At 62.8% G+C, this 18811-nt stretch carries 21 protein-coding genes and 1 pseudogene; 13 read left to right on the forward strand and 9 right to left on the reverse strand.

What is annotated here, in order from left to right; genetic code table 11:
- The 5 genes from BRA62_RS00965 to BRA62_RS00985 all read left to right on the forward strand — a co-directional run.
- A partial coding sequence (locus BRA62_RS00965) for a hypothetical protein (RefSeq protein ID WP_292364188.1) occupies nucleotides 1–296 on the forward strand: 296 nt, incomplete at its 5' end.
- 93 nt (nucleotides 297–389) lie between these two features.
- Nucleotides 390–761 carry a Mov34/MPN/PAD-1 family protein gene (locus tag BRA62_RS00970; RefSeq protein ID WP_292364189.1) on the forward strand — a complete coding sequence of 124 codons (372 nt, stop codon included), beginning with the start codon at nucleotides 390–392 and terminating at the stop codon, nucleotides 759–761.
- A complete protein-coding gene (locus tag BRA62_RS00975) occupies nucleotides 758–1207 on the forward strand; it encodes an FAD synthase (RefSeq protein ID WP_292364190.1) in 450 nt (149 codons plus the stop codon). The genes BRA62_RS00970 and BRA62_RS00975 overlap by 4 nt, the downstream gene beginning before the upstream one ends.
- A 44-nt stretch (nucleotides 1208–1251) precedes the next feature.
- Nucleotides 1252–1932: a small multi-drug export protein gene (locus BRA62_RS00980; protein ID WP_292364191.1), complete on the forward strand. Its 681-nt coding sequence runs from the start codon at nucleotides 1252–1254 to the stop codon at nucleotides 1930–1932.
- A 216-nt stretch (nucleotides 1933–2148) separates the two neighbouring features.
- Nucleotides 2149–3768 (forward strand): PAS domain-containing protein, encoded by a 1620-nt coding sequence (locus BRA62_RS00985; RefSeq protein WP_292364192.1) that lies wholly within the window; start codon nucleotides 2149–2151, stop codon nucleotides 3766–3768.
- Between the two features lie 8 nt (nucleotides 3769–3776).
- Here the strand turns inward: BRA62_RS00985 and BRA62_RS00990 are convergent, their stop codons facing one another.
- Nucleotides 3777–4460: a M48 family metallopeptidase gene (locus BRA62_RS00990; RefSeq protein ID WP_292364194.1), complete on the reverse strand. Its 684-nt coding sequence runs from the start codon at nucleotides 4458–4460 to the stop codon at nucleotides 3777–3779.
- Between the two features lie 125 nt (nucleotides 4461–4585).
- On the opposite strand from BRA62_RS00990, the gene BRA62_RS00995 reads away from it, so the two are divergent.
- Complete coding sequence (locus BRA62_RS00995) at nucleotides 4586–5185, forward strand: hypothetical protein (protein WP_292364195.1); 600 nt, start codon at nucleotides 4586–4588, stop codon at nucleotides 5183–5185.
- A 147-nt stretch (nucleotides 5186–5332) separates the two neighbouring features.
- On the forward strand, nucleotides 5333–5611 hold the full coding sequence (locus BRA62_RS01000) for a hypothetical protein (protein ID WP_292364196.1): 279 nt from the start codon (nucleotides 5333–5335) through the stop codon (nucleotides 5609–5611).
- On the opposite strand, the gene BRA62_RS01005 is transcribed toward BRA62_RS01000, so the two are convergent.
- On the reverse strand, nucleotides 5598–6029 hold the full coding sequence (locus tag BRA62_RS01005) for a DUF61 family protein (RefSeq protein ID WP_292364197.1): 432 nt from the start codon (nucleotides 6027–6029) through the stop codon (nucleotides 5598–5600). The genes BRA62_RS01000 and BRA62_RS01005 overlap by 14 nt on opposite strands.
- A gap of 220 nt (nucleotides 6030–6249) precedes the next feature.
- Here BRA62_RS01005 and BRA62_RS01010 point away from each other — a divergent pair, with 220 nt between their 5' ends.
- The 3 genes from BRA62_RS01010 to BRA62_RS01020 all read left to right on the forward strand — a co-directional run bounded on the left by BRA62_RS01010 (nucleotide 6250) and on the right by BRA62_RS01020 (nucleotide 8379).
- The gene (locus BRA62_RS01010) at nucleotides 6250–7269 is read left to right on the forward strand and encodes a M28 family metallopeptidase (protein WP_292364198.1); all 1020 of its coding nucleotides are present in this window, start codon (nucleotides 6250–6252) and stop codon (nucleotides 7267–7269) included.
- Between the two features lie 228 nt (nucleotides 7270–7497).
- Complete coding sequence (locus BRA62_RS01015) at nucleotides 7498–7791, forward strand: hypothetical protein (protein ID WP_292364199.1); 294 nt, start codon at nucleotides 7498–7500, stop codon at nucleotides 7789–7791.
- 201 nt (nucleotides 7792–7992) lie between these two features.
- Nucleotides 7993–8379 carry a YybH family protein gene (locus BRA62_RS01020; protein ID WP_292364200.1) on the forward strand — a complete coding sequence of 129 codons (387 nt, stop codon included), beginning with the start codon at nucleotides 7993–7995 and terminating at the stop codon, nucleotides 8377–8379.
- Between the two features lie 153 nt (nucleotides 8380–8532).
- Here the strand turns inward: BRA62_RS01020 and BRA62_RS01025 are convergent, their stop codons facing one another.
- On the reverse strand, nucleotides 8533–9483 hold the full coding sequence (locus BRA62_RS01025) for a cache domain-containing protein (protein WP_292364201.1): 951 nt from the start codon (nucleotides 9481–9483) through the stop codon (nucleotides 8533–8535).
- Nucleotides 9484–9620: 137 nt separating this feature from the next.
- On the opposite strand from BRA62_RS01025, the gene BRA62_RS01030 reads away from it, so the two are divergent.
- The 3 genes from BRA62_RS01030 (at nucleotide 9621) to BRA62_RS01040 (ending at nucleotide 12132) form a co-directional block, all read left to right on the forward strand.
- Nucleotides 9621–10313 (forward strand): lactate utilization protein, encoded by a 693-nt coding sequence (locus tag BRA62_RS01030; protein WP_292364202.1) that lies wholly within the window; start codon nucleotides 9621–9623, stop codon nucleotides 10311–10313.
- Nucleotides 10314–10554: 241 nt separating this feature from the next.
- On the forward strand, nucleotides 10555–11376 hold the full coding sequence (locus tag BRA62_RS01035; protein ID WP_292364203.1) for a mechanosensitive ion channel family protein: 822 nt from the start codon (nucleotides 10555–10557) through the stop codon (nucleotides 11374–11376).
- Nucleotides 11377–11790: 414 nt separating this feature from the next.
- A complete protein-coding gene (locus tag BRA62_RS01040; RefSeq protein WP_292364204.1) occupies nucleotides 11791–12132 on the forward strand; it encodes a hypothetical protein in 342 nt (113 codons plus the stop codon).
- Nucleotides 12133–12301: 169 nt separating this feature from the next.
- On the opposite strand, the gene BRA62_RS01045 is transcribed toward BRA62_RS01040, so the two are convergent.
- The 6 genes and pseudogenes from BRA62_RS01045 to BRA62_RS01070 form a co-directional block, all read right to left on the reverse strand.
- Nucleotides 12302–13771 (reverse strand): RNB domain-containing ribonuclease, encoded by a 1470-nt coding sequence (locus BRA62_RS01045; RefSeq protein WP_292364205.1) that lies wholly within the window; start codon nucleotides 13769–13771, stop codon nucleotides 12302–12304.
- Nucleotides 13772–13862: 91 nt separating this feature from the next.
- Nucleotides 13863–14513 carry a phosphate signaling complex protein PhoU gene (gene phoU, locus BRA62_RS01050; RefSeq protein ID WP_292364206.1) on the reverse strand — a complete coding sequence of 217 codons (651 nt, stop codon included), beginning with the start codon at nucleotides 14511–14513 and terminating at the stop codon, nucleotides 13863–13865.
- A 7-nt stretch (nucleotides 14514–14520) separates the two neighbouring features.
- On the reverse strand, nucleotides 14521–15282 hold the full coding sequence (gene pstB / locus BRA62_RS01055) for a phosphate ABC transporter ATP-binding protein PstB (protein ID WP_292364207.1): 762 nt from the start codon (nucleotides 15280–15282) through the stop codon (nucleotides 14521–14523).
- 2 nt (nucleotides 15283–15284) lie between these two features.
- Nucleotides 15285–17195: a phosphate ABC transporter permease PstA gene (gene pstA, locus BRA62_RS01060; RefSeq protein WP_292364209.1), complete on the reverse strand. Its 1911-nt coding sequence runs from the start codon at nucleotides 17193–17195 to the stop codon at nucleotides 15285–15287.
- A 33-nt stretch (nucleotides 17196–17228) separates the two neighbouring features.
- A complete protein-coding gene (locus tag BRA62_RS01065; protein WP_292364210.1) occupies nucleotides 17229–18086 on the reverse strand; it encodes a phosphate ABC transporter substrate-binding protein in 858 nt (285 codons plus the stop codon).
- 219 nt (nucleotides 18087–18305) lie between these two features.
- Nucleotides 18306–18811 (reverse strand): annotated as a pseudogene (locus BRA62_RS01070) (class I SAM-dependent methyltransferase); the annotation flags it as partial.

Consider the following 18811-nt stretch of genomic DNA (forward strand, 5'->3'; position numbering starts at 1 on the left):
CGAACGCGGCGGGCGAGGGGCACCTGCACTACTACCTGGATGCCCCGGTGCCGACGAACGCGAGCGCGCCCGCCATCCCGGAGACCGGCGAGTATGTCGTCTCCGCGAACACTTCCTACACCTGGGAGAACGTGACGGCGGGCGAGCACAACCTCTCGGTCCAGCTGGTCAATAACGACCACACTCCGCTCTTCCCGCTCGTCTTCGAGACCGTAAACGTCACCGTTGACGGGAACGTGACTCCGGCAGAAAATGCGACCCCGGAGGCCTCGCCGGAAGGAAGGGTCATCCCTTAAACGATCCCACTTTTTTCTTCCGGACTCCTGCTGGCCGTGCATGCATGCCGAACGCGAGGGCTTATGTTGCCTCCTCGCCTACCATTCAGTAGAATGGCCATATGCGGGATCAGCTTGGATCTGCTTTCGATGCTCTTCGAACTTGGACGTGAACATCATCCGAACGAGTTCGTTGCCGTGCTACGGGAGCAGGGCGGCATTATCCGGGACCTCGACCTGGTACCCGGCACCATCGTCGGGGAAGAGAGCGCTTCATTCTTCCTCGATATGCTCCCGCTGGACATCCACCAGGCCGGCAGCGCCCACAGCCACCCGAACGGCGTCCTCTCCCCGTCGCCGGCGGATCTGCGGTTCTTCCCCACGGTGGGGCGGTACCACGTCATCGTTGGATATCCCTACACGGAGATGGACTGGCGGTGCTACCGGGCGGACGGCAGCGCGACACTCCTCGAGGTGGTCGAGTGATCCGCGTGGTCGCAACGGGGACGTTCGACATCCTCCACCCCGGGCACCTCTACTACCTTGAGGAGTCCCGGAGGCTCGGCGACGAACTCTCCGTGATCGTGGCGCGGGACGCGAACGTGAAGCATAAGCCGAGACCGATCCTCCCGGAGGCGCAACGGCTCCGGATGGTGCAGGCACTAAAACCGGTCGACCACGCGCTCCTCGGCGATCTCCACGACATGTTCCGGCCGATAGCAGACCTCCGGCCCGACATCATCACACTCGGGTTTAACCAGCATTTCGACGAGGAGCATCTCCGGCAGAGACTCCGGGACCGCGGGCTCGACGCGGACGTCGTCCGGATACCCGGGTATCCCGGCTCTCTTGCCAGTTCGTCGAAGATCATCGAGCGTATCCTGAACACCCGGGCTCCTTCCGGTCCCGCCGGCCCTGCCGGCGAGGAGTGAGTCCGGCCCAAGAGCGGGTGCTCACCCGCAGGTGACGGCGATTCATGTGGCAGATCGGCTTATGGGACGACGACGGCGCTGACGGCCGGGCGAACTGGCTGAAGGTCTCGGTCCCGTTCCTGCTCTGCGGGCTCTTTCTCGGCGTCATATGGTTCCTCCTCCCCGCCGAGCAGTGGTTCCTGCTCTTCGGGATGATGGTCGCCTATATCGTTCCGCCGCTCGGCCGGGAGACAGTCATCCCGGTCTGCATCCTCTGCGGGATCCCCTGGTGGCTGGCCGCGTTTGCCCTGGCGTTCCTGGACTTCGCCGGCGGGCTCTTTATGGCCTGGAACTTTCCGCTGGTCCTGCGTATCCCCTACATCGGCCCCTGGGTCAGCCGCTTTGTGGCGGCGGGCAGGACCTTCCTCGACCGGCGGCCGTGGCTTGAACGGCTCTACTTCGTCGGCCTTATCGCCTTCGTGGCCCTCCCCTTTGACGGCTCGGGGAGCATCGTCGCCTCCGTCGTCGGGAGAATGCTCGGGATGACGAAGACGGAGGTCCTCTCCTGCATCACCATCGGTGCCATCATCGGCAGTTTCGGGATCGCTCTCGGCATCGATTACATCGTGAACCTCATTCCGGCGGGGGCCGGGTTCTGGTTCTCGCTTGCCGTCTTCCTCCTGATCGCCATCGCGCTCCTGGTGACGTACCGGAACTATTCGCGGAGACCTGAGGCGGACGCCTGATCCCGCGATCCTTCTTTTGTCGTATCGGGCGGGGCGGATGCGCTCTTCCGACCCGGCAGGCGACGCAACACAAACAGAAACTCTAATACGCGATCCGGGGGATTGATCATCCTATCCCGTCCTAACAATCCGGAAGGGAGATCGGGAGACGGCGGTGCGCGCCCTCTCCGCAACGGCAATGGGCGGCTGTGTCCTGCCGCCCGGGATGATCAGGATATGGATTCGCATTCAACGGACCGTGTGGAGGCAGGTGTCTCTCCGGAGCAGCATGGTGGTGATTCGGACCGCCAGGAGGAAGGAGGCTCCGCTGCCGGCGAGTTCCCGGCCAGAACACCCGGCGTTACCACCGCGATGCTGCAACAGGTGATCGAGACCTCGCTCTCCGGGATCTGCATCGTCGATCGAAGGGGGCGTATCGCCTTCGCCAACGCTCCGCTGCTTGCCATGTGGGGGTATGCGCTGCAGGAGATGGTCGGAAAGCCCGTGACACTCCTCAGGCTCTCCCCGGAAGAGGGGCGGGACTGCATCGACCATGCCGTCTCCGCCGGGCGATGGAACGGGACGGTTGCCGCCCGGCGGAGAGATTCATCGTCTTTCGACGTCAGGATATCGGTCAGCGCCGTCCGCGACCCCTGGACCGCCGACGTCTGGCTCCTCCTCTCCTGCATCGACGCCGGCATGCAGCGCAGGACCGCGGATGCACCCGGTCACCACCGCAGTCTCGAGCAGGCAGTTGCGGCGATGCCCGCACGATTCATGGACCCTGCGCAGATCGATCCGGCTATCGACGACTCGCTCGAGGACCTCGGCCGCGCGTGCGGTGCGTGCAGGGCCTACCTCTCCCTCTTCAACGATCCCCGGACGCTGCTTGGCACAACGCACGAATGGTGCCGGCCGGAGCAGAATCCCCGGCGCGGGAAGTCCCGGAAACTCCTCACGACCGACCTCCCCTGGTGGGCCGCGCGGATCCTCGAAGGCGAGACCGTGCTTGTGGGCGGAGCGTCCGCGAAAGGGCGGCTGCACCGGGAGGAGCGCGAGTTCCTGCAGCGGCACGGCGCTACCGCGACGCTGATGGTTCCGCTCCGGCTGAACGGGTCGGTCGTCGGCTTCGTCGGCTTCGACCGGAATACCGATGATGCCCGGTTCGAGGACGAGGATGTGACGCTCCTCTCTGCGGCCGTCCATATCATCGTGTGCGCGCTCGACCGGAAGCAGTCCGAGTACCTCTTCCGGGAATCGGAAAGCCTCTACCAGATCGTTCTCGACGCCATCACCGATACCGTAACCGTCGTCGATACCCGGCTCACCCTTCTTCTCGCGAACGACGCTTTTATAGCCTGGTGCGAAGACCTCGGGCTCGCGACGGACGTCGTCGGAAAGGATCTCTTCACCGTCCTCCCGTTCCTCCCTCCCAACACCCGGCAGCTGTACGAGCGAGTCATACGGACCGGCCGGCCGCTGGCGTCGGAGCGGTCTCTCAGGTGCGGTGACCGGGCCATGATCCTCCGGGAGATGCGGATCCCGATCTTCGAGCACGGCGAGGTCGCGAGGATCGTCACCGTCTCCCGGGACATCACCGCCCAGAGGGAGGTTGAGGACCTGAAATCAAAGGCCTACGCTCAGATCGAGCGGAACATGGAGCAGTTCGCTCTCCTCGCCGACCATATAAGGAACCCGCTCCAGGCAATCATGGGGCGTGCCGAACTGCTCGACGATGCCGCGACGAGGGAACAGATCCGGCAGCAGGTGCAGCGGATCAACGGGATCATCGATCAGCTCGACGAGCGGTGGGCGGAGTCGAGGAAGCTCTCCATGTTCTGGCGGAGGTACTCCTGATACCCCTCTCACCGCGTATCCTGTAGCGTTCTCCACACGCGGTTCCGTTCGAGGATGATCCAGTAGCGCCGCAGCTCGGCTTCCGCAGCCCGGTATCCGGGGTAACGGTCGCCGACGAGGCGCCAGAACCTTTTTGAGTGGTTCTGTTCGCGGAAGTGGGCGGCCTCGTGGACGACGACGTACTCCCGCAGGGACTCCGGGAGGGCTATGACACGCAGGTTGATGTTGAGGTTGCCGAGCGTCGAGCAGCTCCCCCACCTGGTTTTCTGCATCTTCACCGCGATCCTTCCTGGCCTCCGGCTATTAAGGTCCGGGTAGGTCTCAAGACGGTCCAGGACCTCCTCCTTCAGCATCCGGGAGAGGTTTTTCCTGAGGGCGGGGACGGACGGGCAGGTGACGGTCCCGCGGGCCTCGTCGATCGCGAACCGCGCGCCCGGGACCGGGCGATAGAACCGCCCGTGTAGAAGGAGCAGATCTTCCTTTCCGCAGCCTTCGGCGGCCAGCCGGTTGAGTTCCTCGCGCCGTTTCTCGATCCAGGCCGCGTTGCGCTGCAGGACCCCGCCGATATCGAAGGATGGGGGAGCGACCACCCGCAGGGTCCCGTCCGGCCGCACCTGAAGGCGGGCGGACCGCACTGCCTTCCGGACGACGGTCGTGCCGTCCGGGACGCTCTCCTTCGCTCCCCTGCTCATTGTACCAGTACTGGGACGGCGGCAAGAAAAATCCCGTGATCCGGCACGCACCTATACCTGATGACGACAAAGAGTTACGGTAGGGCTCCCGCTCGAGATCCAGAGCGGGTGCAGAGGACGGTACCATGACCGAGAAGGAACTGAAGATCGGGGATATCGCGCACCTCACCGGGATCTCCGAGCAGGAGGTCCGGACACTCGTCCAGACCTACGACACCCTCTTTACCTACCGGACGATCGGCCGGGTCAGGCTTTTCCCGCCAAAGGCGGTCGCAATTGTCCGGGAACTGATAGAACTCTCCGGAAGGGGCCTTTCGCCGGAAGAGATCGGCGAAGAGGTCAAAACCGGAAGAAAATCGGCCGCACCCGAAGAACCGGCGGGCAAGGTCGTCCGGAGCGCCGCCCCGCTCCCGCCCGAGGTGGCGATCGATATGGGGGTGATGCGGGATACGCTGGCCTGGCAGGAACGCCGGATTGCACGACTGGTCGAGGAACTCGAGCAGGAACAGAAATTGAGGACGGAGGAGTTCGGCCGGCTCCAGAAGGCCGTCGACGACCTGCAGGAACGGCTTTCCACGCAGCAGGAGCAGCTTGCCCTCGTTGCGGAGTGGGTGGACTACTTCGACCGGCAGATGGATGAGGTCACCCGCCCGGTGCTTGAGAGGTTCAGGCGAACCGTCGCGAAGAAGAGCGATCCCGGGCAGCCGGCCGGCCGCTCCGGCTGACCTCCCTCATCTGCCGGGCTATCCCCGGAACCGGATGCACGTTCGCCGCCTCTTCGTTACTCGTATAGTGTATCTGTAACAATATATAATATTTAATAGCATAAAAATAGCAAAATTTAAATACGATCCCCGCTACCGGCACGCGAGGTGATCGAGATCTCAGAGCAGAAGATGGCCATATTACTGACCGTCGCCATTCAAGCGCTGGTCGTTGGCGGGTTGATAGCCTGTATAGTCGTCGGAACACAGGACCGGCCGTCTTCGGCGGTCTCACCGGCCGATGAGGTCCGGGATGCGGATTACCGTCCCGAGAGCGCCTCGCCGGCCGCGTACCCCGTCGTCGGCCACCGGCCGGAAGGCGTGACGGGCGCCGGGGAGAACATCCCCGCTTCTTTTGTGCAGGATCGTCTCCCTAACCCATCATGATCTGCACGGCCGTCGGGTACCGGTTCATGATGGCGTACACGAGCGGTTTCGCTATCCAGAGCCTCCCACCCTGCATCCTCCGGAGAGGGCTTATCCCCCGGAGGCTCTGGAGGGCCTGCACCGCAGCCTCGTCCGCGAGGAAGAAACTGTCCGGAACCGTGGAGTCGAAGTAGAAGAGGATCGGAAGCCGGAGCCGTCTCTGCAACTCCTCCGGGACGGCCTGCCCCATCCGGAGGAGGACGTCCCGGTCGAAGTCGTACCGGCTCCCGCCCTTCGTGACCGACGATGGCTGCTCTTCCCGCAATAGCCGGGAGAGACGTTTGCGTTCCGCGACGACGCCGTCGTTGATCCTGCCGATCTCGAGCCGCATCCACCGCAGAAGGGTCGACTCGTCGCTTGCTGATGGTCGGTTAGGCATGTATGCTCCGGGGGTGATCCCTGCATCGGGTTGAGAAACCTGTCTTTGCCATACAATATATACCTGGCCCCCGGAGGCCCTTCTCCGATAACAGGAGCCGGGGTGCTGTTTCGGCGATTCGAGCCGGAATGCGCCCCTCTCCCGGATCGCAAACCTCTCACTGTCCGGGCGAAAGTATATATCTTTACCCCTCCTTTCGGCGTCTTCTACGTGATCATGCATGGAACGTGATTCAGCGCACGACAGGTATACTCAGCGGGATGCCCGGTTTCCGGGAATGCTGCTCTGCGTCCTGGTGCTCGCCAGCATAGTGGTTCTCCTCACAGCCATCCTGGCGGGCATCACCGGCACATCCGGGGGTGGGTATGATCCCGCCATCGCCGCAATGCTTGCAGAGATTAATGAATCCGAACTGGAGAAAACGACGTACGACCTGCAGAACTTTCCGACCCGGGCGTTCGGCTCCGCCGGAAACCGGGAGGCGGGCGAGTACCTCTACCGGAGGTTTGACGAGATCCCCGGGCTTGAGGTGGAGTTCCAGGGAGGGGACCTCCGGAACGTCGTCGCCACGCTCCCCGGGAGCGACAACGCCTCAGAAGGGGTCGTGGTGGTGGGGGCGCACTACGACAGCACGTCTTCGGACCCCGCCCGCGCGCCCGGGGCCACCGACAACGGGTGCGGCGTTGCGATCGTCCTGGAACTCGCCCGGGCGATGAGTCGGCACTCGTTTGACCGGACGGTGCAATTTGCGCTCTGGAACGGCGAAGAAAGCGGCCGTTACGGCAGCATCGACTATGCCGAAAGCACGACGGTCCCGGTCGTGCTCTACTTCAACTACGATTCGGCCTGCTACGATCCTGAGAACCGCTCGGTCCTCGATATCGTCTACGATGAGCGTTCCGCGGATATCGCGGCGCTTATGGCGGACTACAACACCCTTTATTCCACGAACTTCATCCTGACAGAGAACAACCACACCTGCACCTCGGACCATATCTCTTTCCGGGCCCGGGAGTTCCCGGCCGTGACGACCCACTGCGAGGAGCACGGTCCGGCCCATACGCCGGAGGATACCATCGACCGGGTGTCGTTTGGGTATGCGAAGAGGAACGCCCAGCTCGGTCTTGCGGTGCTCGGGGAGGTGGCCGGGCTCCGGGGCGACGAGGAAGATGCCGCCGTCCCGAAGGCCCCGGTGATGATAGTATGGAACATCTCCGGCAGGCTGGACGGAGCGGGTTGACGGCCCGTTGCCGGCAGCCGTCCGCCCTCCCCCGGCCCGGGTACGCGGAACCCCCTGTCACCGGGAGCTGCGGCATGGGGCAAGTTATTATTAGGAGAGGGTCGAGAGGAGGTGGCTCCCGGGAGTGAGGCGGGTTTTCCGGCGGGCGGAGGACGCGGCCTCCCGCCATCTCCGGGGGCCGCGCAGAACCGCGACGGGCCGCGCACGTCCGGGTGATGAGGAATGCGTATGAGAGGCGAAGCCGAAGAGAAGATGGGGGAAGAATCGCGACCGGTCACGTTTACCTGCTATCGTGTCACCCCGGGAGAGGAAGAAGGCACTCCCGAGGAGGGTATGAACACCTACAGCGTCGTGGTGCTGCTCCCCGACGGGGACATCAAGCACCGGGTCGTCTGGGCGTCGGCGCCCGAGGACATCGGCGACGCGATCCGGGTCCCCCCCGGTTCGCGGGTGATCATGACCGAGATGAAGAATACCCTCGTATGGGACAGCGAAGAGGTGGGGGCCGCACCGGCCTCCTGACCTCTTTTGAGACCGGACCCTTTCGGCCGTCCCGTTCCGAAGACCTGGCCGGAATACTCTCACTCATGCGGCACCGCGGAAGGAAGATTGTGCCTTCCGGTTCGCCGCGGTGTTCTGGTCCGCATAGGCGCTCGAATTCAACAGAAAGATGTCGACAGAGTCCGGTGATGCACCGGACCGACGTTCTGTCGTGGATGGAGTATGGTTGCCGACGAAGTAAGGAAGGCCATCGACGCGAACAATAAACGATTCTCCGAAGGGTTCCTGAAGGGCGATGCCGCAATAACGGCATCGGTCTTTGCAGAGGACGCCGTAGTCTTCCCTCCCGACACCCCCATGATCCAGGGAAGAGAGGCGATCGAGGAGTTCTGGAGAACGGTCATGGCGTCGGGCGTAAAAGAGGTGGAACTGACCACGATTGAACTCTCCGGGGATGGCGACTTTCTGCACGAGAAGGGAACGGGCATTCTCAGGGTCCGTCCGCCGGGTGGAACGCCTGCCGAGCAGAAGATCAAATTTGTCGTCGTGTGGAAGCGCACGGCGGACGGCTGGAAGAACCTGTGGGATATCTGGAACGCTTCTCCCTGATGCGGGAGCAGCGAGACCGCCGGATTCGCCGGGCATCTTCAGATGCCCTCTCGCAATGGATACGAAGAGGCATGCCGGTCCCGATCACCCCGCGTACGAAGGGCGCCGCAAGGGCTTGATCCTGCAGCCGTGGAGTTTGTGAAAAAGAGGTATTCAGGGGAGCACTGTATCTTCCCCGGTGATCTCGCTTAAATAGACGCCGGAGCCGACCCACCAGGTATCGTCGACCGGGAGGACGTAGCCGATCTTGAGTTCGTCGCGGTCATCCTGCTCGGGATTCGGCCAGACGAAGACGATGAACCCTCCTCCCGACTCTGCGGTGTCCCTGAGCGCCCGGATGTTCTCCATCCCGAACGGGTCCTGCCGCTCGATCAGGCTCGTGCCGATCGAGTCCTGCAGGTGGGGATGGGCAAGGAGCGTTCCGTTGTAGTCGTAGGCGTAGAGGTAGTGGTCGGCCGAATCGACGAACATCCCGGACGCATTCGAGATCTCGGCAAACGCCGCCTGTGCTCCCTGCTCCCGGCCGTAGGCGGCACCGCGCTCGACGAGGTCGATCATCGCCGATACGGGTTCGGGATACGGCTCGGTTCCGGGCCCGGCCACGTCGGAGAGGTAGACGCCTGAGGCTACCCACCACGTCTCCCCGGCAGGGGCAACGTAGCCGATCTTCGGGACGTAGGTATCCCCTGCCGACTCGTCGATCGACCCGTTCTCCGGCGCCGGGTAGAGGTAGGCGATATACCCGCCGCCGTTTGCTGCGGTATGCGCACCGATGCGGATCACCGGCAGCCCCCGGACGTCGGTCCAGTTCCCGCGATTGGAACCGATTGCATCCTTCTCGTAGGGATGGGCAAGGAGCGTCCCGTTGTAATCGTAAGCGTACACGTAGAGGGCTCCCTGTGAGAACCGGCCGGAGCCGTCGTTGAATTCGCCGAGGGCCGCGTCTTCTCCGGCACTCTCCGCGTAGGCGGCGGCCTCCCGGACGAGACCCGCAAGGTCCGCGTGAGTCGTATTCTCCTTCACGGTCTCCTGCCCGGCAGGGCCGCTGCATCCGGCCGCGAGCACCAGGAGGCAGACCATGCCGATGAGATAGCATCTTTTCATACCCTCTTGTGGGATGGAATACCAAAAAAACACGCCGGAACCTTCCTCGCCGGGGAAAACGGCGCGGCCCCCCTCTCCCGATCCCGCTCATCGAGAGGTATATGTGGGATCGCGTCCCCCGGCCGTGGGGTGATCTGATGGCGAACGTTACCCAGCAGATGGCAAAAGCCACGGAGTACAGTGCGGCCAACCTGTTGAAGGATGCCGGGGCGGATGCGGAGCGATGGAGCCGGATGCCGGACGACGCGACGCTCAAAAAGACGATTGATGCGATCGAGGCCCGGAACATCGGGGTGATCCTCGTTGATACGGCAGAGGAGGCGCTTCGGACCGTCGTCGACCTGCTGCCCGAAGGGGCCGAGGTCATGAACGGCTACTCGACGACCCTGGTCGAGATGGGGTACGGCCGGGTGCTCAAAGAGAACCCGAAGGGATGGCGGGATTATCACGCGGTCATCACGGCCGAGGACGATGCCGAGAAGCGGCACGTGCTCCGCCGCAAAAGCGTGGCCGCAGACTATTTCCTCTCCGGGGTGCAGGCGATCGCCGCCTCAGGCGAGGTCGTGGGGTGCGACAAGACCGGGAGCCGGACGGGGGCGTGGCCTCACGCGGCGGCCCGTCTCATCCTCGTCTCCGGGACGAACAAGATCGCGCCGACCATCGACGATGCGCTCCGGCGGTGCCGGGAGTATGCCCTGCCCCTCGAGAACCAGCGTGCGCAGCGTGCCTACGGCACGGGTAGTTACATCGGCAAATACGTGATCCTCGAGAACGAAGTTGCCGAGGGGAGGATAACGCTGGTCCTGATCCGCCAGCCGCTCGGGTACTGAATCAGGCTGCCCCGCGCGGCGGCACCGGGCCTGCCTGCTAAAGGAAAAGGGCGGCGTCTTCATGGCGGGCTTATGCCCGGTTTATCTCTTTTGCGAGGTGCGGGCCAACCGTATCCCCTCCCTCTCCAGAGTTCTGCCGTCTCTCTGTCCGGCCATGCAGGAGCGGTTGTGGCGGTGCTCCTCCCTTCTTTCCTCCATCCGGAGGGTTTACTATATCTGGGCTCCCGTGTCATCTTGATGCATGGAGATCGCAGAAATCCTCAGCTCCACCGTTCCGCTCTCCGACATAACGCTTGAACGCGTTGTTCTCGCCGTGCTTGTCGCGATCATCGGGTGGGTCGTGGTGAAGGTGCTCACGTCCGTCTTCACAAAGATGCTCTCCCGGGCGTCAAACCTGCCCGCCCTGATCATCGAGTTCCTGGTCAGATTCTTCTCGGTCCTGCTCTACGTGATCCTCGCCCTCGTCGTCCTCGCAACGCTCGGGTTCGACGTCTCCTCCATGGTGCTCGGGCTCTCGGCTGTGATCGGGCTCATCCTCGGTTTCGGCCTCCAGGACACCATCACCAACCTCGCCGCCGGGGTCTGGCTGGCGGCCTTCCGCCCCATCGACAAGGGGGAATACGTCGAGGTCAACGGCATATCCGGGACGGTCACCTCGGTCGGCATCATGGCGACCGAGCTGCTGAAGCTCGACAATACCTACATCACCATCCCGAACTCCCTAGTCTGGGGGAGCCCGGTGATCAACTCCACCAGGATGGACACGCGCCGTACCGAGGTCAAGGTCGGGGTCGCCTACGACAGCGACCTGAATACGGCGATCCGGGTCGCCACCGACCTGATGGCAGCCCACGAGGCGGTGCTCCCGTCACCGGAACCTGCGGTCGTCGTCACCGAACTGGCCGACTCTTCGGTGAACCTCGCTCTCCGGGCGTGGACGAAAACATCGGACTTCTGGGGTGTGCAGTGGGATCTGACCCGAGACGTCGCCAGGGCGTTCAAGGAGGCCGGCATCGAGATTCCCTTCCCGCAGGTGGACGTCCACCTGGACGGGATGCAATAGATCACTACTATTTTTTCAGATTCGCGTCCGGCCCCTTCCCCGCCCGGCGGCACTCTCTATGGGCATCGCCTCCGTGGTTTTAGGGTTCTCTTCCCGCACGGTAGAGGATCCGGTGTTTCCTGCTCCCCGGAAAGGGATCGCCGTAGTGCCTCCCGGTACGGGACTGCCTGTCACCGTGATATCCAGGCTGTATTGCAGGATGCCGAACCGGGGCCGGAAATGTTCCTGGATGCTTCCGGTGGGAGAGGGTGAGCAGTCAAGTAAACGACGCCTTTCAGCGTTAAGCAGACAACTCCTGTCCGGCGGGTCAATCTATTCTGTTAGATTAATGCCGGGCGTTGTTTAAATTAACTTGTTGTATCAGAGGATTACTTATAACTCAACTTTATAACGTGATGGATTGGAGGTGAAATTGTGGCAATAACCGCGATAATGAACATAATCGGCGGACTGGTATTGTGTGCAGGGGTTATAGGGGTCCTGCCCGTTCTCGGGGACTTCCTTGAGAAGGCAGGCAAATTCCTGGGCGGTTTCCAGGTCATCATAGGGATCGTCATGATGCTCCTCGGACTACTTGGGATCTTCTCGCTGCAGGGTATCGTTGCCTTCTTGGTAGGGGTCATCCTCCTGACCGGTGCGTTCCACGTAATTCCGGGTCTCGGTAAGTATCTCGAGAAGTTCGGTACGTGGTTGGGCAGCTTCCAGACGATCATCGGTGCCATCGCGATCATCATCGGTATTCTGGCGATTCTCTGAGGCTTCACCCCGGGGGTGAAGGCGGCAGAGAGCGGGAACTCTCGCGGTGAAAGCCCGGGATGAACGAAAGGCTGCCTTTCTTTTTTAAGATCTTAACGGTCTTTGCACCTTCGCTATGAGCCGGGAGGAGCGTCCTCGTGGATATCCATTGCCCGGCTCCGGCCATCCCTCACCGGGTGCGCCCGAAGTCGATGAAGCCTTTGTAGGGATCCGCCGCCAGCAGGCGGACGCGCACCCTCTGGCCGACCCTGAGACCCTGCTCGCCCAGCACGACCCTCCCTTCGGCGGGCGGGTCGATCAGCCGAACATACGTCCCCTTCTCCGAGGCGCCGGTGACGAACGCATCGAACGTCTCGCCGATCCTCTCCCGGAGCAGGACCGCGGCCGCGGCCTTCCGGACGAAGCGTTCGACCTTCTGGGACGCCTTCTCCCGTTCGGTCAGCCGGGCGGCGAGTTCGTCGAGTTCGGCTGGCGTATATGGGGAGACGGGCTCTCCGTCGACGACCGATTTCACCAGTCGCTGGATGATGAGGTCGACGTAGCGCCGGTTCGGGGCGGTGCCGTGGGTGTAGTCGGTGACGGCGAGGGCGAAGTGGCCTATCGGCTCGTCGCCCGGCCGGAAGGCCACGTACTCGCCCGCCCCCATGAGTTTCACCACCGTCAGCGAGAGGTCGGGGAAGCGGTCGGGGTCGGCCGTTTTCTGCCGGATGAGGAACCGGGTGAGCGCCTCCGCGTCCGGCCCGCCGGGGAGCGTCTCGCCGCGCTCCGCCGCCTCCCGGACGATCCCCTCCCAGTTCTTCGGTGTGCGGACGACCCGGTGGATCATGGGGAGATCGGCGTCGTTCAAGAACGCCGTCAGGGTTCCGTTCGCCGCGACCATGAACTCCTCGATCAGGCACCGCGCGCGGTTCTGCTCCTGGACGACGAGGCCCATGACCCGGTTGTCCTCAACGACGGGTTCGGCCTCGATCGTCTCGAGGGCGAGCGCTCCTCGCTCCGTGCGGCTCTTCCTCATCCGCACCGCGGCCTCGTCCTGGAGGAGGACCTGCTCCGCGAGACCCGGCGTCTCCTCGATCGCCCGGGGAGCGGGGGCGCTCCCTTCCAGCCAGTCGCCGACCTCCTCGTAGACGAGTTTTGCCCGGTTCGCGACGATTGCCCGGTAGACGTCGCCGGGTACCGTGCTTCCGTCCGGGAGAACGGTGTACTCGATGACGATCGCCATCCGGTCCCGGCCGGGCAGGAGCGAGGTGATGCCTGCCGAGAGGCGGTCGGGCAGCATCGGGAAGGTCGTAACGCCGGTGTAGACCGAGGTCCCGTTGTGGGCGGCGTGCCGGTCCGTCTCCGAATCTTTGGGGACGTAAACGTCGACGTCGGCGATGGCAATCCTGACCCGGATCTCCCCGTTCTGCCCTTCTTCGCAGACCTCGATCTGGTCGAGATCCTCTGAGTCGTGATTGTCGATCGACGACCATGGGAGCGAGCGGAGGTCGCGGGGGTCGTCGAGGGTGTCCGGGAAGATCTTCGCGTCGAGAGCCTCGATTTCGCGGAGGACGGACGGCGGGAAGGCCGGGATGAAACCGTACTGCCGCATCGCCGCCCACGCGATGGTGTTCAGGTCGACGGGCTGCTGGTTCTGCATCTGATGGAGAGATTCGTTTGCGGGTATAAATAATGGCCCGTGAACGCCCTATCAGCGGCGCCCTTGAGCCGTTCTCATCGTGCCGGACGGTTCACCGGATCTCGATCCGCTCGCCCGTCACCATGTAGTGTACCTTCTCCGCGATCTTGCATGCGTGGTCCCCGCAGCGTTCGAGGTACCGTGCGATCATCACATAGTTCGTGCACCTCGTGATGTTTTTTGGATCCTCCATCATGTAGGTGAGGCATTCGCGGAATATGGAGTACCTGAGGGCGTCGACAGCCTCCTCCCTCTCCACGATATCGTGTATCGCAGCGAGATCTTCACGTTCGAAGGCGACCAGCGCATCCGTGACCATCCCGCCGACGAGATCGCCCATGTGGGGGATGCTGACGAGGTTTCCCACGTGCGGGGCGTCGGCGAGATCGGGCACGACGATGGCGATGTCTTTCCCGTATCGCCCGATGCGGTACAGGTTCGTGATCACCTTCATCGAGGCTGCAATCGTCCGCAGGTCTTTTGCCATCGGCTGATAGAGAGCGATGAGCCGCAGGCACTTCTGTTCGATCTCGTGATCCTGGTCCGAGATCCTCTTCTTATCCTCCTCAATTGATCCGGCCAGCGCCACATCCCGGCTCTCCAGTGCCTCAAGCGACCGGTCCAGCATGTCCCGTGCGAGATAGCCCATCTCCAGGACATCCGTCTTTAGGGATGCAAGTTCCGTATGAGATTTATCCACCATGGTCTTTCTACCCGAACCGTCCGGTGATGTAGTTCTCCGTCAGTTCTTCTGCGGGATCCTCGAAGATCCGCGTGGTTTTGTCGAATTCGATCAACTTTCCCAGGTACATGAACCCGGTATATTCGCTTGCCCGTGCCGCCTGCTGCATGTTGTGCGTGACGATGACGACGGTGTGCTCCCGGGCGATCTGGATGATGAGATCCTCGATCTTTGCCGTAGCGATGGGGTCGAGAGCGGAGCAGGGTTCGTCCATCAGGATGACTTCGGGTTCGACCGCAAGGCACCGTGCAATGCAGAGCCTCTGCTGCTGCCCGCCCGAGAGGGCGAGCGCGGGCTCATAGAGCCTGTCCTTCACTTCGTCCCAGAGCGCGGCGCCCCTCAGGCTATCCTCGACGATGCGGTCGAGCACCTTCTTCTCGCTCACCCCGTGAATACGGGGGCCGTAAGCGACGTTGTCGTAGATGCTCTTTGGGAAGGGGTTCGGTTTCTGGAAGACCATGCCGATCTTTTCGCGGATCGTGTATACGTCCGCACGGGGGTCGTGGATATCGTTCCCGTTGAACAGGATCTCTCCGGTTACCCTGGACGAATCGATGAGATCGTTCATCCGATTGCAGCACCGGAGAAGGGTTGATTTCCCGCATCCCGAAGGGCCGATAAGGGCCGTGACCGTGTTTTTCGGTATGCGAACCGAGATGTCGATGAGGGCATGCTTCTGCCCGTACCAGAGGTTGAGGCATTTTGTTTCAAGAATTGCGGATTCACCCATTTTTACATCACCTTTGCCCGGTGGCACCGCCGCCGGACGAGTATTGCAATGAGGTAGATCGAGAGCACCATGAGGAGGAGCACGAGAGCCGTCCCGTACTTCTGTGCGGATGCCCCCGGGACGCTCGTGGTGAGGATGAAGAGGTGATAGGGAAGGGCCATCACCGGTTCGGAGAGCGACGACGGGAGGTATCTGCTGCTGAAGACCACCGCGGTGAACATGATGGGAGCCGTCTCGCCTGCAGCCCGCCCGATGGAAAGGATCGCCCCGGTGAGGATCCCGGGGAGCGCCGGGGGGAGAACCACCCGCCAGATCGTCTGCCACTTCGTTGCCCCGAGCGCGTAGCTCCCTTCCCGGAGGGAGTGGGGGATCGACCGGAGCGACTCTTCGGTCGTCCGTATGATCGTGGGGAGAATCATCAGTGCAAGGGTGATCTGCCCGGCGATCATCGAGACGCCGAAGTTCAAGAAGAGGACGAGGAACGCAAACCCGAACAGCCCGAAGACAATGGACGGCGTCCCGTTCAGCAGATCCACCGCCGCACGGATGCCTCGTGTCAGCGGGGTGTCGGCCGTGTACTCGATGAGGTAGACGGCCGTCGCAATCCCGAGCGGAAAAGCAACCGCCAGCGCTCCTCCCACGAGGTAGAGCGTCCCGACGATCGCGGGGAAGATCCCCCCCGCTCTCCCGAGGTCGCTCGGGGACCCGGTCAGGAACTCCCAGGTGATCGCTCCGGCCCCGTTGACGACGATCTCGGCGATGATCACGCCGAGGACCGCGATCACGCTGATAACCGAGAGCGCTATCAGGGAGAATGCAAACCGCTGCGCGGTTATCGGGTGGAGGATCCTCGTTTGGGGCCGGACGAAGTCCCGGACGGCCCGGGCAACCCGCACGAACGGCACCGATGCGGCTCCTGCCCATCCGGGCGGCGTGGGCCGTGACGTTCGCTGTATACGGTTTATAATGAGCCTTGCCGTGCTGTTGACGGCGAGCGTGATGATGAGCAGGACAACCGCGACGCCGAAGAGCGCGTGGTAGTGCTGGCTCCCGAACGCGACTTCGCCCATCTCGATGCCCAGCGTTCCGGTCAGCGTCCGCACGGGGGAGAAGACGTTGAGGATCGGGTCCGGGATGACGGCGGCGTTCCCCGTGACCATGAGCACCGCCATCGTCTCGCCGATGGCGCGTCCCATCCCGAGGATGATCGCTGCGCTGATGCCGGAGAGCGCACCCGGCACGATGACGTTTTTGATAGTCTGCCAGTGGTTTGCTCCGAGGGCAAGGCTGCCTTCCCTGAACTCGCGGGGGACCGAACCGATGGCGTCCTCGGCGACGCTCGTGATCGTCGGGATGGCCATGATCGCGAGGAGGATCGAGCCTGCAAGCCAGCTGGAGCCCGACGGCTGGTCGAAGGCAACGCGTATCCAGTCGGTCAAAAGGATCAGGCCGAAGAACCCGTAGACGACGGAAGGGATGCCGGCCAGCAGTTCGACGGCAGGCTTGACGACCGCTTTCGTCCCCGGCCCGGCGATCTCCGCGATGTAGACGGCCGTACCGATGCTGAGCGGGACGGCGATGACCATCGCGAGCGCCATCACCAGCAGCGTGCCGACGATGAGCGGAAGTACACCAAAGATCGGGTTCTGACCGGCCGGGTTCCAGTCCTGGCCGGTTAAGAAGTGCCACGGGCCGGTCTCAAGAACGATCTGGTATCCGTCACGAAGCAGGAAGACTATGATGAAGAAGACGGCGATGATCGCAAAGAGCGCGACGGAGAAGAGCAGTTTGCCGACGATTCTGTCGACAAGCTGCCTCTTTGCTCCGGCAGAGGAGGGATCGATCCTGACTTCGGGTCGCCGGAGCCGTCCGAAGCCCTGGAACGGAACCAGCGCAGCCTGTTCTTTCTTCATGGTCGCTCCGGGCGATCGAACAAGGAGGCCCGGTCACTCCTGCACCGGTATGTAGTCGACGCTCGCCACGATCTCCTGCCCTTCTTCGCTCATGATGAAGTCGAGGTACTGCCGGGCAAGACCATCCGGCTCTCCGTTCGTCAGCATGAAGAGCGGCCGGCTGATCGGGTACTTCTTACTTGTAATGTTCTCAAGCGTGGGTTCAACGGCGGTCCCGCCGACGTCCAGCCACAGCGCCTTCACGCCCCCGGTGTAGCCGAGGCCGACGTAACCGATCGCGCCGGGGGTCCGGGATACTTTCTGCTGGATCCCGCCGTTCGAGTTGAACTCCTCCTGCGTTTTGACGAAGTCCTCTTTCTTCAGCACGTACTCGGAGAAGAACTCCCGCGTTCCCGACGCGCTGTCTCTCCCGACGACGACGATCTGCTCCTCAGGCCCGCCGACCTGGTCCCAGGTCGTGTAGGTGCCGTTGTAGATGCCCCGCACCTCGTCAAGCGTGAGGCTGTCGACGGTGTTCTCCGGGTTGACGATGAGAAGGATCGCATCATCGGCGATGTGATGCCTGACGAGACCGGGGTAGCCTGTGGCCTCCTCGGATTTGAGGTCTCTCGAGGTCATGCCGATATCCGCGGTCCCCTCGCCGACGGCTTTGATCCCGACGCTCGAGCCTCCCCCGCTCACCATGATGTCGGCGGAGGCATCTCTCTCTTCGAATGCTTCCTTCGTTTTTTCGGCGATGGGCAATACCGTCGTCGATCCCGTTACCGTGATGTGTTGCGGCGTCGAAGAATCGGAAGATTGACCGCCGACACACCCGGCCGCCATCAGAAGGACAACGAAAATGCCGGCGACGGCAACCGTGGTCGCACCAGACAGACTCTTTCCTGTCATGGTATGAACGGAAGATACGAAGGCGTATATTGGTTCTCGACGTCGGATATAGGGCACTCAATAATCACATAGCAGTATTGTTTTTCCGGAGAAGTGCCTTCCCTGGAGGCGCTGTTTGAACACAGCGCGAAAAGGTATTCATGATATCCGGGAACGACGCTTCTCCGGAACGGATCTCTGCACCCCGCCGTGCGGCTCCAATAAAGGGGCCGTACCCCCTTACTCTTCCCTCTTCTCCCACCAGACCGCCGCGGTCGGCCGTACCGTCGTCTCGACGTACTTCCCGGATTCGTTTTTGCGGAGCGCCCGGGCGAAGTACTCCCTGACGGGAGCGAGATCCTCTATCCCGGGGTTGTGCATCGCCGCCCATGTCCGGGCGGCCTCTTCGGGGGAATCGTAGACCGCGTCCCAGACGGCACGATAAATCCTGACGTTCGGGTAGATTCCGGCGTCGTGGAGGATGTTGACGGGGTAGATGTAGTCCGGATACCCCTTCCGCAAGGCCGCTTCTTCTCCGAAGACTGCCCGGTAGAGCGCCATCTCGTCGGGGCTCCGCCACTCTCCCGCGTGCCAGAAGATGTAGACCGCCCGGAGAGCCGCGGCGTCGAGCTTCTCCAGGGCGGCGGCGAGGTCGTAGAACCCGAGCGAGAACGCCGCGACGACCACGTCGTGCGGCTCGATGTCCCTGCCGATCACGGTATCTTCCCAGCGCATCTTAACGCAGG

This window comes from Methanoculleus sp. UBA208 (assembly GCF_002498065.1).
Taxonomy (GTDB): Archaea; Halobacteriota; Methanomicrobia; order Methanomicrobiales; family Methanoculleaceae; genus Methanoculleus.

Bases quoted from the DNA above. Each gene is read 5' to 3' on its own strand.
- BRA62_RS00970 (WP_292364189.1), top strand. From the start codon at position 390: ATGGCCATATGCGGGATCAGCTTGGATCTGCTTTCGATGCTCTTCGAA.
- BRA62_RS00980 (WP_292364191.1), top strand. From the start codon at position 1,252: ATGTGGCAGATCGGCTTATGGGACGACGACGGCGCTGACGGCCGGGCG.
- BRA62_RS00985 (WP_292364192.1), top strand. From the start codon at position 2,149: ATGGATTCGCATTCAACGGACCGTGTGGAGGCAGGTGTCTCTCCGGAG.
- BRA62_RS00990 (WP_292364194.1), bottom strand. From the start codon at position 4,460: ATGAGCAGGGGAGCGAAGGAGAGCGTCCCGGACGGCACGACCGTCGTC.
- BRA62_RS00995 (WP_292364195.1), top strand. From the start codon at position 4,586: ATGACCGAGAAGGAACTGAAGATCGGGGATATCGCGCACCTCACCGGG.
- BRA62_RS01005 (WP_292364197.1), bottom strand. From the start codon at position 6,029: ATGCCTAACCGACCATCAGCAAGCGACGAGTCGACCCTTCTGCGGTGG.
- BRA62_RS01010 (WP_292364198.1), top strand. From the start codon at position 6,250: ATGGAACGTGATTCAGCGCACGACAGGTATACTCAGCGGGATGCCCGG.
- BRA62_RS01015 (WP_292364199.1), top strand. From the start codon at position 7,498: ATGAGAGGCGAAGCCGAAGAGAAGATGGGGGAAGAATCGCGACCGGTC.
- BRA62_RS01020 (WP_292364200.1), top strand. From the start codon at position 7,993: ATGGTTGCCGACGAAGTAAGGAAGGCCATCGACGCGAACAATAAACGA.
- BRA62_RS01025 (WP_292364201.1), bottom strand. From the start codon at position 9,483: ATGAAAAGATGCTATCTCATCGGCATGGTCTGCCTCCTGGTGCTCGCG.
- BRA62_RS01030 (WP_292364202.1), top strand. From the start codon at position 9,621: ATGGCGAACGTTACCCAGCAGATGGCAAAAGCCACGGAGTACAGTGCG.
- BRA62_RS01035 (WP_292364203.1), top strand. From the start codon at position 10,555: ATGGAGATCGCAGAAATCCTCAGCTCCACCGTTCCGCTCTCCGACATA.
- BRA62_RS01045 (WP_292364205.1), bottom strand. From the start codon at position 13,771: ATGCAGAACCAGCAGCCCGTCGACCTGAACACCATCGCGTGGGCGGCG.
- phoU (WP_292364206.1), bottom strand. From the start codon at position 14,513: ATGGTGGATAAATCTCATACGGAACTTGCATCCCTAAAGACGGATGTC.
- pstB (WP_292364207.1), bottom strand. From the start codon at position 15,282: ATGGGTGAATCCGCAATTCTTGAAACAAAATGCCTCAACCTCTGGTAC.
- pstA (WP_292364209.1), bottom strand. From the start codon at position 17,195: ATGAAGAAAGAACAGGCTGCGCTGGTTCCGTTCCAGGGCTTCGGACGG.
- BRA62_RS01065 (WP_292364210.1), bottom strand. From the start codon at position 18,086: ATGACAGGAAAGAGTCTGTCTGGTGCGACCACGGTTGCCGTCGCCGGC.